Origin of the sequence: Conexibacter sp. CPCC 206217 (genome assembly GCF_030646165.1) — a bacterium.
Taxonomy (GTDB): Bacteria; Actinomycetota; Thermoleophilia; order Solirubrobacterales; family Solirubrobacteraceae; genus Conexibacter.
The window spans coordinates 139,181-154,205 of sequence record NZ_JAUTDO010000009.1 but is presented as its reverse complement, the minus strand read 5'-3'; the positions used below and the strand labels follow the sequence as shown (position 1 = coordinate 154,205).

Annotated in this window: 12 protein-coding genes; 5 read left to right on the top strand and 7 right to left on the bottom strand. The window is 73.2% G+C overall.

What is annotated here, in order from left to right; translation table 11 throughout:
- Window positions 1-276: 276 nt before the first annotated feature.
- Both Q7L65_RS22595 and Q7L65_RS22590 read right to left on the bottom strand, forming a co-directional pair.
- Complete coding sequence (locus Q7L65_RS22595) at window positions 277-705, bottom strand: hypothetical protein (RefSeq protein ID WP_304724768.1); 429 nt, start codon at window positions 703-705, stop codon at window positions 277-279.
- A gap of 35 nt (window positions 706-740) precedes the next feature.
- Entirely contained in the window at window positions 741-1,952 is a 1,212-nt protein-coding gene (locus Q7L65_RS22590) for an acyl-CoA dehydrogenase family protein (protein WP_370552621.1), read from the bottom strand.
- 91 nt (window positions 1,953-2,043) lie between these two features.
- On the opposite strand from Q7L65_RS22590, the gene Q7L65_RS22585 reads away from it, so the two are divergent.
- Both Q7L65_RS22585 and Q7L65_RS22580 read left to right on the top strand, forming a co-directional pair.
- Window positions 2,044-3,558 (top strand): acyl-CoA synthetase, encoded by a 1,515-nt coding sequence (locus Q7L65_RS22585; RefSeq protein WP_304724764.1) that lies wholly within the window; start codon window positions 2,044-2,046, stop codon window positions 3,556-3,558.
- 85 nt (window positions 3,559-3,643) lie between these two features.
- Complete coding sequence (locus Q7L65_RS22580; protein ID WP_304724762.1) at window positions 3,644-5,806, top strand: S8 family serine peptidase; 2,163 nt, start codon at window positions 3,644-3,646, stop codon at window positions 5,804-5,806.
- Between the two features lie 51 nt (window positions 5,807-5,857).
- Here the strand turns inward: Q7L65_RS22580 and Q7L65_RS22575 are convergent, their stop codons facing one another.
- Complete coding sequence (locus tag Q7L65_RS22575) at window positions 5,858-7,495, bottom strand: GMC family oxidoreductase (RefSeq protein WP_304724760.1); 1,638 nt, start codon at window positions 7,493-7,495, stop codon at window positions 5,858-5,860.
- 63 nt (window positions 7,496-7,558) lie between these two features.
- Between Q7L65_RS22575 and Q7L65_RS22570 the strand changes: the two genes are divergently transcribed.
- Window positions 7,559-8,365: a gamma-glutamyl-gamma-aminobutyrate hydrolase family protein gene (locus tag Q7L65_RS22570; protein WP_304724758.1), complete on the top strand. Its 807-nt coding sequence runs from the start codon at window positions 7,559-7,561 to the stop codon at window positions 8,363-8,365.
- Here Q7L65_RS22570 and Q7L65_RS22565 read toward each other — a convergent pair.
- The 4 genes from Q7L65_RS22565 to Q7L65_RS22550 form a co-directional block, all read right to left on the bottom strand.
- Entirely contained in the window at window positions 8,317-9,180 is an 864-nt protein-coding gene (locus tag Q7L65_RS22565) for a DICT sensory domain-containing protein (RefSeq protein WP_304724756.1), read from the bottom strand. The two genes, Q7L65_RS22570 and Q7L65_RS22565, sit on opposite strands and share 49 nt — an antisense overlap.
- Window positions 9,181-9,219: 39 nt before the next feature.
- Window positions 9,220-9,759: a sigma-70 family RNA polymerase sigma factor gene (locus Q7L65_RS22560; RefSeq protein WP_304724754.1), complete on the bottom strand. Its 540-nt coding sequence runs from the start codon at window positions 9,757-9,759 to the stop codon at window positions 9,220-9,222.
- A gap of 184 nt (window positions 9,760-9,943) precedes the next feature.
- Window positions 9,944-11,227 carry a threonine ammonia-lyase gene (gene ilvA, locus Q7L65_RS22555; protein ID WP_304724752.1) on the bottom strand — a complete coding sequence of 428 codons (1,284 nt, stop codon included), beginning with the start codon at window positions 11,225-11,227 and terminating at the stop codon, window positions 9,944-9,946.
- A 19-nt stretch (window positions 11,228-11,246) separates the two neighbouring features.
- Entirely contained in the window at window positions 11,247-11,639 is a 393-nt protein-coding gene (locus Q7L65_RS22550) for a Rid family detoxifying hydrolase (protein ID WP_304724750.1), read from the bottom strand.
- A gap of 77 nt (window positions 11,640-11,716) precedes the next feature.
- On the opposite strand from Q7L65_RS22550, the gene Q7L65_RS22545 reads away from it, so the two are divergent.
- Both Q7L65_RS22545 and Q7L65_RS22540 read left to right on the top strand, forming a co-directional pair.
- A complete protein-coding gene (locus Q7L65_RS22545; protein ID WP_304724748.1) occupies window positions 11,717-13,735 on the top strand; it encodes a thioredoxin domain-containing protein in 2,019 nt (672 codons plus the stop codon).
- Between the two features lie 84 nt (window positions 13,736-13,819).
- Complete coding sequence (locus Q7L65_RS22540) at window positions 13,820-14,992, top strand: hypothetical protein (protein WP_304724745.1); 1,173 nt, start codon at window positions 13,820-13,822, stop codon at window positions 14,990-14,992.
- Window positions 14,993-15,025: the final 33 nt, after the last annotated feature.

Here is a 15,025-nt window from a genome sequence, read left to right as displayed (position 1 = left end):
GCCAGCGGACCACCTTACGGTCGCCGCCGGCTGGTTCGGCGTCTATCGCGCACCGAGCCACTCGGGTCTGGCACGCGACGCGCGCAGCAAGGCGACGATTGCGCCACTGCTGCGCACAATTGGCACGAACACGTGTCCCCACCGCGCGATTCGGTCCGTACCGTCGAGCCGACCGCGTTGTCCGCTCCGCTCGCCCACCTCTACGCCCTCGCCCTGCGCACCCTCGACGCCCGTGCTCGTGGCGTGAGACACGACGAATCCGACTGAGACGAATGCTCAGTGTCTGGCGCGCCGCGTGCGGCTGCGTTCCTCTTGCTTCTCCACGACGTTGCGGATCAGTCTGATGATCTGATCGACGCCGGTGACCTTCGCGTCGCCGTGCTCGAACGCCTGCCGCCACTGTCTGACTCTGCCCTCGGTGGCGAGCTGGTTGAACGCCGCGCGCGGGACTTCGAGGCGGATTCTGGCGTCGCTGGCGATGTCCTTGACGATCACCGGGCCCGGCAGCTCGACGCGGTACATCTGGATGTCGCCGCGTCCACGCAGCTCGAGCCCGACGACGAGTCTCAGGGGCTGCAGCGACGGAACGTCCGCGAGGAAGTTTCTGACCGCCTGCTCGATGAGCGCCTTGGTGTCCGTCGCTGAGCTCAGGCCGCGCAGTCTATTGCCCGCGCGCCACCGGCGCGAGTCGAATGCGGCGAGCACGCCATGCGCGTGCTCGCCTGCCGCTCAGCCGAGCATCAGATCTTGTGGCGCTCCAGCAGCTTCTTGCCGATCACCATGCGCTGGATCTCCGACGTGCCCTCGCCGATCAGCAGCAGCGGGGCGTCGCGGTAGAGCCGCTCGATCTCGTACTCCTTCGAGTAGCCGTAGCCGCCGTGGATGCGGAACGACTCCTCGACGCAGAAGCGGCCGGCCTCGGACGCGAACAGCTTCGCCATCCCGGCCTCGAGGTCGGAGCGCTCGCCGGCGTCCTTCATGCGGGCGGCGCGGATCGTCATCAGGCGCGCCGCGTCGACCTGCGTCGCCATGTCGGCGAGCTTGAACTGGATCGCCTGATGCTGGGCGATCGGCTTGCCGAACGTCTTGCGCTCCTGCGAGTAACGCAGCGCCAGCTCCAGCGCGCGCTGGGCGATCCCGACGCCGCGCGCGGCGACGTTGACGCGGCCGACCTCGAGCGCGTCCATCATCTGCGGGAAGCCCTTGTTGAGCCCGGCCTCCTCGCCGCCGAGGACGTTCTCGGCGGGGCAGCGGTAGCCGTCGAACACCAGCTCGGTCGACTCGACGCCCTTGTAGCCCATCTTGCGCAGCTGCGGCGGGACGATCAGGCCTCTGTACGCGCCCGTGTTCTCGCTCGCGCCGGCCTCCTTCTCAGCGATGAAGCAGGTCATCCCGCGGTGCGCCTTCTCGGCGTTCGGGTCGGTCTTGACGAGCACGAAGACGAGGTCGGAGCGCAGGCCGTTGGTGACCCACATCTTCTGGCCGTTGATCTCGTAGGCACCGTCGTCGAGCTTCTTCGCGGCCGACTTGATCGCCGCCACGTCGGAGCCCAGCTCCGGCTCCGACAGCGAGAAGGCCGCGCGGATCTCGCCGGTCGCCATCCGCGGCAGGTACTTCTGCTTCTGCTCCTCGTTGCCGAACTTGATCAGCAGGTAGGAGCCGATGAAGTGCGTGTTGATCACGCCCGAGATCGAGATCCAGCCGCGCGAGAGCTCCTCGACGATCATCGCGTACGTCGTCAGGTCGAGCCCCATCCCGCCGTACTCCTCGGGGATCGTGACGCCGAACAGGCCGAGCTCCTTCATCTGCTCGACGATCGGCTCCGGGAACGCGTCCTCGTGGTCGTAGTGCTCGGCGTTGGGAAGGATCTGCTCGTCGGCGAACTGCCGAACCATCTCGCAGATCGCCTTCTGCTCGTCGGTCTTGTCGATCGCTACGGCCATCGGTGTCAGCGCTCCGGGGTCTTGGGAAATCTCCTTGGCGAGGATAACCCCGCCCCTCCGCAAAGCACCCCGGTCCGCACCGCTGCAAGACTGCCGCGCCATGAACTTCGCGCGCGACGTGGTGGACGCGGCCGATCCCGCACAGCTGGCCCTGATCGAACTGGCCCGTGACGGCAGTCGTCGCGAGTGGTCCTTCGGCGAGGTCGCCGACGCGGCCGCGCGCCTGGCCGGCACCTTCACGCGCCTCGGCGTCGGGCGCGGCGACGTCGTGATGACCGTGATCGGCAACCGCCCCGACTGGGTCCTGACGATGGTCGCCTGCTTCCGCATCGGCGCCGTCGTGCTGCCGTGCACCGAGCAGCTGCGCGCGAAGGACCTGCGCCTGCGGCTCGACGCGGCGCGGCCGAAGCTGGTGCTGTGCGACGAGCGCAACGCAGGCGAGCTGACCGCTGCGCAGCCAAGCTGCCGCGTGCTGCTGACGCCGGACGCGGCGCTGCTGGGCGGCGCGCCGGCCGACGCGGTCGAGCTGGCACCGAGCGATCCCTGCCTGATCACGTTCACGTCCGGCACCGCCGGCGAGCCGAAGGGCGTCCTGCACGCGCAGCGCTACCTGACCGGGCAGGAATTGCAGGCGACCCACTGGCTCGACGCGCGGGCGGGCGAGATCGTCTGGTGCACGGCGGGCGCGGGCTGGTCGAAGTCGGCCCGCAACGTCTTCATCGCGCCGTGGCTGCGCGGCGCGGCGGCGCTGCTGCACGACGCCCGCTTCGATCCGCAGGAGCGGATCGAACTGCTGGAGCGCGAGCGCGTCAACGTGCTCTGCATGGCGCCGACCGAGTACCGCGTGATCGCCAAACGCGCGACGCCGCGACGGCTGGCGACGCTGCGCGGCCTGGTCGCGGCCGGCGAGGCGCTGAACCCCGAGGTGCTGCGCGTGTGGGAGCAGCAGACGGGCCTGCTGATCCGCGACGGCTACGGCCAGACGGAGACCGGCCAGCTGACCGGAACGCCGCTGGGCGAGTCGATCCGGCCGGGCTCGATGGGCAAGCCGCTGCCCGGCGTCGACCTGCGGATCGACGACGGCGAGCTGGTCGCGGACGCGGCGACGGTGCCGACGTTCTTCCTCGGGTACCTGAACGACGGCGCGGACGCGCAGACGGGCGCGGGCGGCGGCGCGGCGGGCGCGGCCGGCGCGGACGCGACGGGCCCTGCGGTCCGCGGCGGCGACCGGAGCGAGCCCTGGCGCACGGGCGACCGCGTGCGGATCGACGACGACGGCTTCCTCTTCTTCGAGGGCCGCACCGACGACGTGATCATCTCCGCCGGATACCGGATCGGGCCGTTCGAGGTCGAGTCCGCGCTCGTCGCGCATCCGCTGGTCGCGGAGGCCGCGGTCGTCTCGGCGCCGGACGAGGAGCGCGGCGCGATCGTGCGCGCGATCGTCGTCCTGCGCGACGGCGCGACCCCGTCGGACGCGCTCGCGAGAGAGCTGCAGGACCATGTCAAGCAGCAGACGGCGCCGTACAAGTACCCGCGCCGCGTCGACTTCGCGAGCGAGCTGCCGAAGACCGCGAGCGGCAAGATCCGCCGCGCGCTGCTGCGCGAGCAGGGCTGAGCGAGCGCAGCGGACCGGACACGGCCAGCCCGGCCGGTACCCTCCAGAGGATCGCGGAGCCGACGGAAGGCGCAGGGAAGCAGGGATGCGGCAGGTCTGGAATCTCGCAGCTGCCGGTCTGACGGCGATCGCCCTGCTGGGCGCACCGGCGCTCGCGCAGGCGCAGGCGACGCCGCAGCCGGGCGTCACGCCCGCCGCCGCCCCCAACGAGCTGATCATCCGCTACGCCTCCGGCACGACGGCGCCCGAGCGCGCCGACGCGCGCAGCGACGCCGGCGCCGACTTCGCGCGCGGCACGCGACTGGCCGACACCGAGGTCGTCTCCGTCGACGGCTCGCTCGCCGCCGCGGCGACGCGACTGGAGCGGCAGCCCGACGTGCGCTTCGCCGTCCCCAACTACGTCCTGCACGCGACCGCCGCGGCGCCGAACGACCCCCGCTTCGCGAGCCAGTGGGGCCTGCAGCCCGGCGGCGCGAGCGCCGGCGGCGTCGGCGTGCTCGCCGCCTGGGACGTCACGCGCGGCGCCGGCCAGACGGTCGCGGTGCTCGACACCGGCATCGACCTGACGCACCCGGACCTGCTGCCGAGCCTGTGGACCAACCCCGGCGAGATCCCCGGCAACAGAGTCGACGACGACGGCAACGGAAAGGTCGACGACGTGCACGGCTGGGACTTCGTCGCCAACGACGGCGTCCCCGACGACTACGCCCAGCACGGCACGCACGTCGCCGGCATCGTCGCGGCCGCCGCCGGCAACGCGCTCGGCGGCGCGGGCGTCGCGCCGGCGGCGAAGCTGATGTCGGTGCGAGTGCTCGACGGCGACGGCGACGGCACGCTCGACAGGATCGTCGCCGGCATGGTCTACGCCGCCCAGGAGGGCGCGACGGTCATCAACCTCAGCCTCGGCGGCCGCGCCCCGGCCGGCAGAGAGGCCGCGGTCGCGAGACTGTGGAGCGACGCGGTTGCAGCGGCCGGCGCGAGAGGCGCGGTCGTCGTCGCCGCGGCCGGCAACGACAGAGCCGACAACGACGCGATACCGGACTACCCCTGCTCGGCGACCGGCGCGAACCTGATCTGCGTCGCCGCGCTGAACTCCGCGGGCAGATTCGACACGAGCTACTCCAACTACGGGGCCGCGAGCGTCGACGTCGGCGCGCCCGGCACGCTCGTGCTCAGCAGCGTGCCGGCGTACAGAACGATCTTCGCGGACAGCTTCGACAGCACGGCGAACTGGAGCCTCAGCGGGACCTGGGGTCTGTTCACCGGCAGCGGCAACCCGAGCCTGGCCGACAGCCCGAGCGGCAACTACGCCGACAACACGGTCACCGACGCGCGCACGACCAGCACCGTGACGACGAGAACCGACCTCGGCTGCCGGCTGTCGTTCGCGGCGGCCAGCGTGCTGGCGTCTGGCGACACCGCGCTGGTCGGCGTCCTCCCCGACGGCAGCAGCACGCCGACCGTCGCGCAGAGCTTCACGAGCAGCACGAACTCAACCGCGCTGCGCTTCTACGACGACTCGATCGAGGCGGCGGGCGGCACGTCGGCGCGCGTCTACGCGAAGCTCGTCTCCAATGCCTCTGGCACCGCCGACGGGATCCGCATCGACGACGTCGCCGTCCGCTGCCGCACGACCGTCCACGCCGCCGACAGCACGACCGACTACGGCCTCCTGAGCGGCACCTCGATGGCTGCGCCGCACGTCGCGGGCGTCGCGGCGCTCGTGAGGGCGGCCGCGCCGTCGGCCTCGCCCGCGTTGGTCGTCGCGGCGATCAAGGCCGGCAGCGTGCCGGTCGCGACGCTCGCCGGCAGGACCGTGACGGGCGGCCGCGTCGACGCGCTCGGGGCGATCCGCGCGCTCGTCGCCGGGCCGCCGCTGGAGGAGCCGCCGCCCGGACCGGATCCGCAGCCGGACCCGCCGCCCGCTCCCGTGCAGCCGATCGTCGTGCCGCCGGCACCGCTCGGCCCGACCGTCCAGCAGATGGAGCCGCCCGCCAGGAGCGCCTGTCATGGCAAGCACGGCGCGGCGCTGACGCGCTGCAAGCTCGACCAGTCGGTGAGAACGAAGTGCGCGATGCTGAAGGGCGCCGGCTACCGCACGTGCGCGAAGAAGGTCCGCGCGCTCGCGCACTGCCGCGCGCTGCCCGCGAAGACGCGCGGACAGCGCGTCAAGAAGCAGCAGTGCGCGGCGAAGGCGCATGCGATCGGCCGCAAGCCGAGCGCGAGCGCACGAGCGAAGCAGCGCTGACGCCGGCCCCGCGGCAAGCCACGGTCGCGGCGCCCGTGCCGTCCTCCTCGCTCAGGCGGCCGCGACCGGCTCGGCGACGGCTCGCGCCGTGCTCTGCGCCGGCGGGATGTGGCTCATCGCGTGCTCGGCGAGCGCGGTGATCGTGAGGCTGGGGTTGACGCCGACGTTCGCCGGCACCGCGGCGCCGTCGCAGACGAGCAGGTTCTCGTAGCCGAAGACGCGCTGACGGGCGTCGACGACGCCGTGCTCGGGATCGGCCGCGATCGCCGCGCCGCCGAGGATGTGGGCGGTCGAGGGGATGTTGACCGCCTCCATCAGCGACGACTGCGCGACGCCGCCGGTCCGCTGCGCCAGCCACTCCGCGGCCTCGTTGGCGACCGGGATGAAGGTCGGGTTCGGTCTCTCGGGGTCCTGCTCGGTCTGCAGGCGGATCCCGCCGAACAGCGTCCGCTTCGCCCGCAGCGCGATCGCGTTGTCGAGCGTCTGCATCACCAGCACGATGATCGTGCGGCGCGACCAGCCGCCGGGCCACAGCAGCTTGACGAACTTCCCCGGCGAGCGCAGCGCCGCGCCGATCAGCTTCAGCGGCCGCGTCACGCGCGTGCCGTCGCCGACCAGCAGCGTGTACGTGAACGACATCGCGTCGCCGGCCTTGCCGTAGGTGACCGTCTCGATGTGCGTGTTCGGATCCGGGTAGATCGAGCCGGTGATCGCGACGCGTCTGGTGAGGTCGTCGGCGTAGTCCTTCGGCACCGTGACGGCGAGGATCGCCTCGCTGTTGGTCCGCACCAGCTCGCCGAGCCGCCGCGAGATCCGCGGCAGCGAGCCGCCGAGGCGGCAGCGCTGCAGCAGTCTGTTGGTGCCCAGCGCACCGGCCGCGACGATCACGCCGCGCGCGGTCACCGTCACCTTGTCGGTCTCGCGCCAGGCGCCCGACGGCACGTGCGTGATCGCGTAGCCGTCGCTGCCGTCGGCGGCGCCGAGCGGGCGCACGTCGGTCACGGTGCGGTCGGGGATCACCTGCGCGCCGCGTCGCTCGGCGAACCAGAGGTAGTTCTTCACGAGCGTGTTCTTCGCCCCGACGGGGCAGCCGACCATGCAGCGCCCGCACTGGGTGCAGCCGGTCCGCGCCGGTCCCTCGCCGCCGAAGTACGGGTCCGGCACGGTCACGCCGGGTTTGCCGAGGAAGACCCCGATCGGCGTCTTGCGGTAGGTGTCGCTGACGCCGAGGTGCGCGCCGAACTCCTGCAGCAGCTCGTCGGCCGGGTCGTCGTTGTCGTGCACGACGACGCCGAGCATCCGCTGCGCCTCGCGGTAGTGCGGCGCCAGCGCCGTCTCCCAGTCGTTCAGCGCGCTCCACTGCGGGTCCTCGAAGAACGGTCTCGGCGGCACGTAGAGCGTGTTCGCGTAGCCGAGCGAGCCGCCCCCGACGCCGCTGCCGCTGACGACCGTCACGTCCTTGAACGTGGAGATGCGGAAGAAGCCCTTCAGGCCCACGCGCGGCGCCCAGAAGTAGCGCCGCAGGTTCCAGTTCGATCTCGGGAAGTCGCGATCGCGGAAGCGGCGGCCGCTCTCCAGCACGCCGACGCGATAGCCCTTCTCCGTCAGTCGCAGCGCCGACACGCTGCCGCCGAAGCCCGATCCGACGACGAGCCAGTCGAAGTCGAAGCGCCCTGCGTTCTCCTCCATGCAGAAGACGGTACACGAAGGTGACGCCTGCGTCACGTTTGAACCGTGGCTAGGCTCGATCTCATGTCCCGTCCCGTGATCGGCGTCCTGACCGCCCTCGAACGTGCCCGCTGGAGCGTCTGGGACCAGCAGGCGGCACTGCTGCCGACCAACTACCTCGATGCGATCCGCGCCGCCGGCGGGATGGCGCTGATGCTGGCGCCCGACCCCGCGCTGACAGCCGATCCCGACGAGGCGCTCGACCTGGTCGACGGGCTGATGCTGGCCGGCGGCGCCGACATCGACCCCGCGATCTACGGCGCCGAGCGCCACGTGGAGACGCAGGAGACCGTCCCCGAGCGCGACGCCTTCGAGCTGGCGATGACGCGCCGCGCGATCGAGCGCGACATCCCGTTCCTCGGCATCTGCCGCGGGATGCAGCTGCTCAACGTCGCGCACGGCGGATCGCTGCGCCAGCACCTGCCGGAGGAGTTCGGCCACCACGAGCACCGCAAGGCGATCGGCACCTTCGACGGCGCCGACCACGACGTCAAGCTCGTCCCCGGCTCGCTTGCCGCACGCGCCGCCGGCGAGGAGCTGCACGGCACCAAGTCGCACCACCACCAGGGCGTCGGACGCGTCGGCGACGGTCTCGTCGTCAGCGGCTGGGCGCTGAACGACGAGCTGCCGGAGGCGATCGAGCTGCCCGACCGCGACTTCGTGCTCGGCGTCCAGTGGCACCCCGAGGCCGACGAGCGCAGCCGGCTGATCGGCGCGCTGGTGGAGCAGGCGCGCACGCACCGCGACCCGCGCGTGGCGGGTGCCGCGACGACCGGCGCCGCTCAGCGCGACGGCGCGGACGGTGCCGCGACGCCCGCGCGCGCCAGGTAGCCGACGATCCGGTTCGTCAGCGCGTTGAGCTGGCGCAGCGCCTCGCTGTGCGCCGGCGGGATGTCGTCGAGCAGCCGCTCGGCGTTGCCCAGCAACTCGGGGCCGTTCGCGACCGCCGTCCGCAGCAGCACGCGCGCGGCCTCGCGCACGGGATCGGGCTCGACCGTCCAGATCAGCTCGAAGACGCGCTCGTGGTCCGGCGCGCCGGCGGTCTGGTCGGGCACCTCCCATGCCGCCAGACAGACCGCGTAGCCGGGCGCGTCGACGACCAGCGCCCACTCGCGCATCAGCGGCGTGTCGGGCCGGAGCGGGACCTCGATCGGCTGCAGCAGCGGCATGTCGGGCGCGTCGAAGTCAGCCAGCACGACGGCGAGCCGCGCCGTCCGCGCAAGCTCGTCCCAGCGCCGCTGCACCTGGCGATAGAAGCGCTCGCGCTGGAACGCCGCGAGCACGACCGGCCGCTCGGCGGAGGCGAGCGACTCGTCCTCGATCGCGCGACTGATCGCCGTCATCGCCCACTTCTCCATCCGCTGCGGGACGAGCCCCGGGATCGCCCTGCGCATCGACGCGAAGACCGACACGTCGCCGCCCGACGGCTGCCGCGCGCGGGCGATCGCGGCGCGCATCGCGAGGCCGCGGTCGCGGTCCTGCGCGATCCGGCGGATCAGCTCGACGTCGCGGTCGCTGTAGCGGCGCGCGCCCGCTTGCGTGCGCTCGGGCGTCGGGAAGCCGTAACGCTGCTCCCACATCCGCAGCGTCCCCTCCCCCACGCCGGTGCGCGCGCTCACCTCACCGATCGAGAGTCTGGCCATCATCGGGGGACGCTACCGCGCGAGGGCGACACGGCGGCGGCCCTAGGCCGCGCCGCCGAGCGACCCGTCGCCGAGCGCGACGACCCCGAGCGCCTCGCGCGTGCGGATCAGCCCGAGCCGGATGCGGCTCTTGGCGGTGCCGACCGGGACCTTTGTCGCGACGGCGATCTCGCGGGCGCTGAGGCCGGCGCCATAGGCCAGCAGGACCGCCTGGCGCTGCTCGTGGGGCGCCTCGCGCAGCGCCGCGATCGAGGCGCGCACGCGCGACCGATGGTCGGCCAGGTCGGCGGCGTTGCCGTCGGTGTGCAGATCGACGTCGTGACTCATCCGCTCCGTCGCCGCGTCGGCCGCCTGGCGCGAGCGCCAGCGGTCCAGCGCGCGGCTGCGGGCGACCATCGAGACGTAGCTGGCGAGCGACCCGCGCGCCGGGTCGAATGCGGACGGCCGTTCCCACAGCCGCACGAAGACGTCCTGCGCGACGTCCTCCGCCGCGGCGCGATCGTGCAGCACGCGCTCCGCGGAACGGACGGCGATCGGGGCAAGGCGGCGATAGGTCTCCGAGAACTCGCGTGGATCCCACATGAGGCTACTCCTTCAACAGTACGTTGAAGATTGTTATACAACCGCTATCCGGATCCTAATCCTCGCCCGTCAAGGCTGGCGCGCCCGCACTCGCGCCGGCGCAGGCGCAGGCGCACGATCGAAGGATCGCTACCGCTGAGCGGTAGCGATCCTCCGGTCCTCCCTCGCGCGGTGGGCGGGCGGGCTACGCCAGGGTGCTCGTGACATACCCGGCCGCGGCGATGGCGCGCAGGACGTCGTCGGCGTGCGTGCTGCCGCGCGTCTCCAGCACCAGCTGGACCGCCGTCTCGCGCACGTGCAGGTCGAGGCCCTCGCGCACGTGCGTCAGCTCGACCAGGTTCGCGTTCTGCTTGGCGACGACGCCGAGCAGCGTCGCGAGCGCGCCGGGGCGGTCCGGGACGCGCGTCAGCAGCACCAGTCGACGGCCCGACTGCGACTCGTGCCGGCGCGCGACCGACGCCAGCAGACCCGCGTCGACGTTGCCGCCGGAGAGGATCACCGCGGTCGTGCCCTGCGAAGCCGGTCTCACCGCGCCGCCCAGCAGCGCCGCGACGCCGACCGCGCCCGCGCCCTCCACGACCAGCTTCGCCCGCTCCAGCAGCAGCACCATCGCCTCCGCGACCGCGTCCTCCGGCACGACGACGACCTCGTCGACCCACTCGCGCATCAGCGCGACGGTCAGCTCGCCCGGCCGCTTCACCGCGATCCCGTCCGCGATCGTCGGCGCGGCGCGCTCGACCGCGACCGGCCGACCGCCGGCCAGAGACGCCGGCATCGCCGCGCAGCGATCGACCTGCACGCCGACGACGCGCACGCCCGGCCGCAGCGACTTCAGCGCGATCGCGACGCCGCTGACGAGCCCGCCGCCGCCGACCGGCACGATCGCGAGCGCGAGGTCGTCGACCTGCGCCGCCAGCTCCAGCCCGACGCCGCCCTGACCCGCGATCACGTCGGGGTCGTCGAACGGGTGCACGAACGTCATCCCGGTCGCCTCGGCCCGCTCGCGCGCGGCGATCAGCGACTCGTCGACCGATGCGCCGACCAGCCGCACGCGCGCACCGAACTCGGCGCACGCGTCGACCTTCTGGTTCGGCGCGCTGAACGGCATGAAGACCTCGCACGGGATCCCGCGCACGCGCGCCGCGTAGGCGACGGCCTGGCCGTGGTTGCCGGCGCTGCCCGCGACGACGCCGGCCGCCGCCGCCTCGGGCGACAGCGCGGCGATCTTCGCGAGCGCGCCGCGCAGCTTGAACGAGCCGGTCCGCTGCAGGTTCTCCGCCTTCAGCGCGATCGTCGCGCCGCCGACGCGGTCGCTCAGCGTGCGCGAGCTGAGCACCGGCGTCTCGCGCACGATCGCCGCGTAGCCCGCGGCCGCGCGTTGGATCCGCTGGAGGTCGATGGGGGCATGTGCGCCCGCGCCCGAGGCCTCCGCGTCGCCCGCGCCCGTCCTGTCGTCGTCCCCATTCATCCGCGCCGGCCCACCGCCGTCAGCCCGGCAGCGCGACGATCGCGTCCAGTTCGACGCGCGCGCCGCGCGGCAGCGCCGAGACGGCGATCGCGACGCGGGCCGGCGGGTCCTGCTCGAAGAACGAGCCGTAGACCTCGTTGACGGCGGTGAAGTCGGCCATGTCGACCAGGTACACGGTGATCTTGACCGCGTCGGCGAGCGTCGCGCCCGCCGCGGCGCAGACGGCCTGCAGGTTCTCCAGGCAGCGCCCGGCCTGCTCCGCGGTCGTCTCGCCGACCAGTTCGCCGGTCTCCGGGTGCAGCGGGATCTGGCCGGAGCAGTAGAGCATCCCGCCGGCGCGGACGGCGTGGACGTAGGGGCCGACGGCAGCGGGTGCGCCGATCGCGGTGACGGACTCTCGGTTGCTGGACACGGCTGAGCAGGCTCCTGTGGTCGGTGTTCCCTGGACGCTACCGCCGCGCACGCGCTCGCGCGGGTAGCCTCGATCCCATGGCCAACGCGCTCGCGAACGAGACCTCCCCGTATCTGCTGCAGCACAAGGACAACCCGGTCGACTGGCGCCCATGGGGCCCGGACGCGCTCGCGGCCGCGCGCGAGCGCGACGTGCCGGTGCTGATCTCGATCGGCTACTCCGCCTGCCACTGGTGCCACGTGATGGAGCGCGAGTCGTTCGAGGACCCGGAGATCGCGGAGCTGATGAACGAGCTGTTCGTCTGCGTGAAGGTCGACCGCGAGGAGCGGCCCGACGTCGACGCGATCTACATGGACGCGGTGCAGGCGATGACCGGCCACGGCGGCTGGCCGCTGAACGCGTTCGCGACGCCCGACCAGGTCCCGTTCTACGCCGGCACGTACTTCCCGCCGGAGGCGCGTCAGGGGATGCCGAGCTGGCGCCAGGTGCTGGAGGCGATCTCCGACGCGTGGCGCGACAGACGCGCGGAGATCCTGCAGCAGAGCGAGCAGATCGTCGAGCGGCTGGAGGGCGGCGCGCGGCTGACGCCGGCCGGCACGATGATCGACCCCGGCATGGTCGACGACGCGGTCGACGCGCTGCGCCAAGCGGCGGACCCCGTCAACGGCGGCTTCGGACGCGCGCCGAAGTTCCCGCAGGCGTCGGCGATCGAGCTGCTGCTGGCGGAGGGCGAGACGACGGTGGCGCTCGACGCGCTGCGCGCGATGGCGGTCGGCGGGATCTACGACCAGCTCGGCGGCGGCTTCTCGCGCTACAGCGTCGACGCCGCCTGGGTCGTCCCCCACTTCGAGAAGATGCTCTACGACAACGGCCTGCTGGCGCGCGCCTACCTGCACGGCTGGCAGGTCAGCGGCGAGCCGCTGCTGCGCCAGGTCGTCGAGGAGACGCTCGACTGGGCGCTGCGCGAGATGCGCGGGCCGGAGGGCGGCTTCTACGCCGCCCTCGACGCCGACTCCGAGGGCGAGGAGGGCAAGTTCTACGTCTGGTCGCTCGGCGAGCTGCGCGCGGCGCTGAACGACGAGGCGCTCTACGAGACAGCGGTGCGCTGGTTCGGCGCGAGCGAGCGCGGCAACTTCGAGGGCGTCAACATCCTCGTGCGCGCCGAGGGCCCGGTCGCCGATCCGCCCGAGCTGCCGGAGATCAAGCGCCGTCTGCTGGCGGTCCGCGCCGGCCGCGTGCGCCCCGGCCTCGACGACAAGCGGCTGACCTCCTGGAACGCGCTGATGATCGCCGCGCTGGCCGAGGCCGGCGCGGTCCTGCAGCGCGACGACTACCTCGACGCCGCGCGCACGGCGGCCGACTTCCTGCTGACTTCCGTGCAGGACGACGACGGCCGCCTGCGGCGCTCGTGGAAGGACGGCCGCGCGACGCTGGCGGGCTATCTGGAGGACCACGCCTACCTGCTCGACGCGCTGCTCGTGCTCTACCAGGCGACGCTGGAGCCGCGCTGGTTCGCCGCCGCGCGCAGGCTCGCCGACACGACGATCGCGCACTTCGGCGACGACGAGAACGGCGGCTTCTTCACGACCGCCGACGACCACGAGCGCCTCGTCACGCGCCGCAAGGACCTCGAGGACACGCCGATCCCCTCCGGCAACTCGGCCGCCGCGCACGGTCTGCTGAAGCTCGCGCGGCTGACCGGCGAGGCCGAGTACGAGCGCCACGCCGACGGCGTGATCGCGCTGCTGCAGCAGCTCGCCGCGACCCACCCGCAGGCCTTCACCCACCTGCTGCGCGCGATCGCGTTCCAGCGGGCCGAGGTCCACGAGGTCGCGATCGTCGGGCCGGCTGACACCGCGGCGCCGCTGCTGAAGGTCGTGCGAGAGGCGTTCCGCCCGCACGTGGTGGTGGCGGGAGCGATCGGCGACAGCGCCGCTCGCGACGCGAGCGGCACGGCCGAGCCGGCCGGCGTCACGATCGAGCTGCTCGAAGGCCGCCACGCGATCGACGGCAGCGCCGCCGCCTACGTCTGCGAGCGCTTCGCCTGCCGTGCGCCGGTGACCACGCCGGACGAGCTGGCCGCGCTGCTGGACTGAGCCGATCTTTGATCGGCGCAACTCCGGTGCGTCGGTATCGTCTCTCCTGCATGCGCCTGCTGATGCCGTCCCTGCTCGTCGCGCTTGCTCGCCGGCTGCGGCACGAGCCCCGACGGCACGGTCACCTGCAGCACAGCCGGTCTCGATCTCGCGCTCACGCTGAGCGCGGCCGACGGCGACGACGAGGTGCGCGCGATCGGCTTCCGCCGCCCCGTCCTGTTCGGCGGGGACGGCGCCGACACGCTCGCCGCGATCGGCGACGGCAGCCAGCTCGATGGCGGGTCCGGTGACGACACCCTGCTGGGCAGCGCCGGTTTCGACATCGTCGACGGCGGCCCCGGCGCGGATCGCATCGACGGCGGTGCGGGCGACGACCAGCTCAGCGGCGACGGCGTCAGCGGCGTCTCCGTCCCGACCGCGCCGCCCGCCGCGCCCGCGATGACGAGCGCAAGCGGGAGCGCCCCGGCCGCTCCCCTCTCGTCCGATCGAATCGAGGGCGGGCCGGGCAGAGACACCGTCGAGTACGACCGCAGCGCCGGTGTCACCGTCGACCTCCGCGCCGGCAGCGGCGGGGCGCCGGGCGAGGGCGACGTGCTGAGCGGGATCGAGAGCGCCAGCGGCGGCGGCGGCAGCGACGTGCTGATCGGCGACGACGGTCCCAACGGGCTGAGTGGCGGCAGCGGCGGCGACGACGTGATCGACGGCCGAGGCGGCGACGACACGCTGTCCGGCAGCGGGCCCAGCGCACGCGTGGTCGGCGGGGACGGCGACGACCAGATCTACGGCGACGCGGGCGAGGTCGACGCGGGCAGGGGCGACGACCGCATCGCGGACGCGACCGGGCGCGTGCAGTGCGGCGACGGCCGTGACGTCGTCGAGACGCCGCAGCGGCGCGCGACCGTCGGCGCCGACTGCGAGGCCGTCGAGGCCGGCAACTTCGCCGTCAGGGACCTGCGCCGCGACGGCCGCCGGCTGCGGCTGACCGTCCGGGACGTGCTCGGCCTGCAGGATCGCGAGTGCGGCGCGATGGTGGCGCTGCGCGCGGTCACGGGCGATCGCGTGCTCGCGCGCGGGTTCGTCCGGCTGGCCGGTGCACGCCCCCGCCGCGCGACCCTGACAGCACCGCGCCGCCCGCTGCCGCCGCGCCTGCGGATCGCGCTGCGGATCGCCGTCTGCCACCCCGGCAAGCCCCCGCGCGCCGCGGCCTTCGCCGACGTCGACGGCTTCATCGCCGAGCCGCTGACCGGCCGCCGCTGAGATCGTCCCGCGCGCGGCGCCGCTTCGGCTACG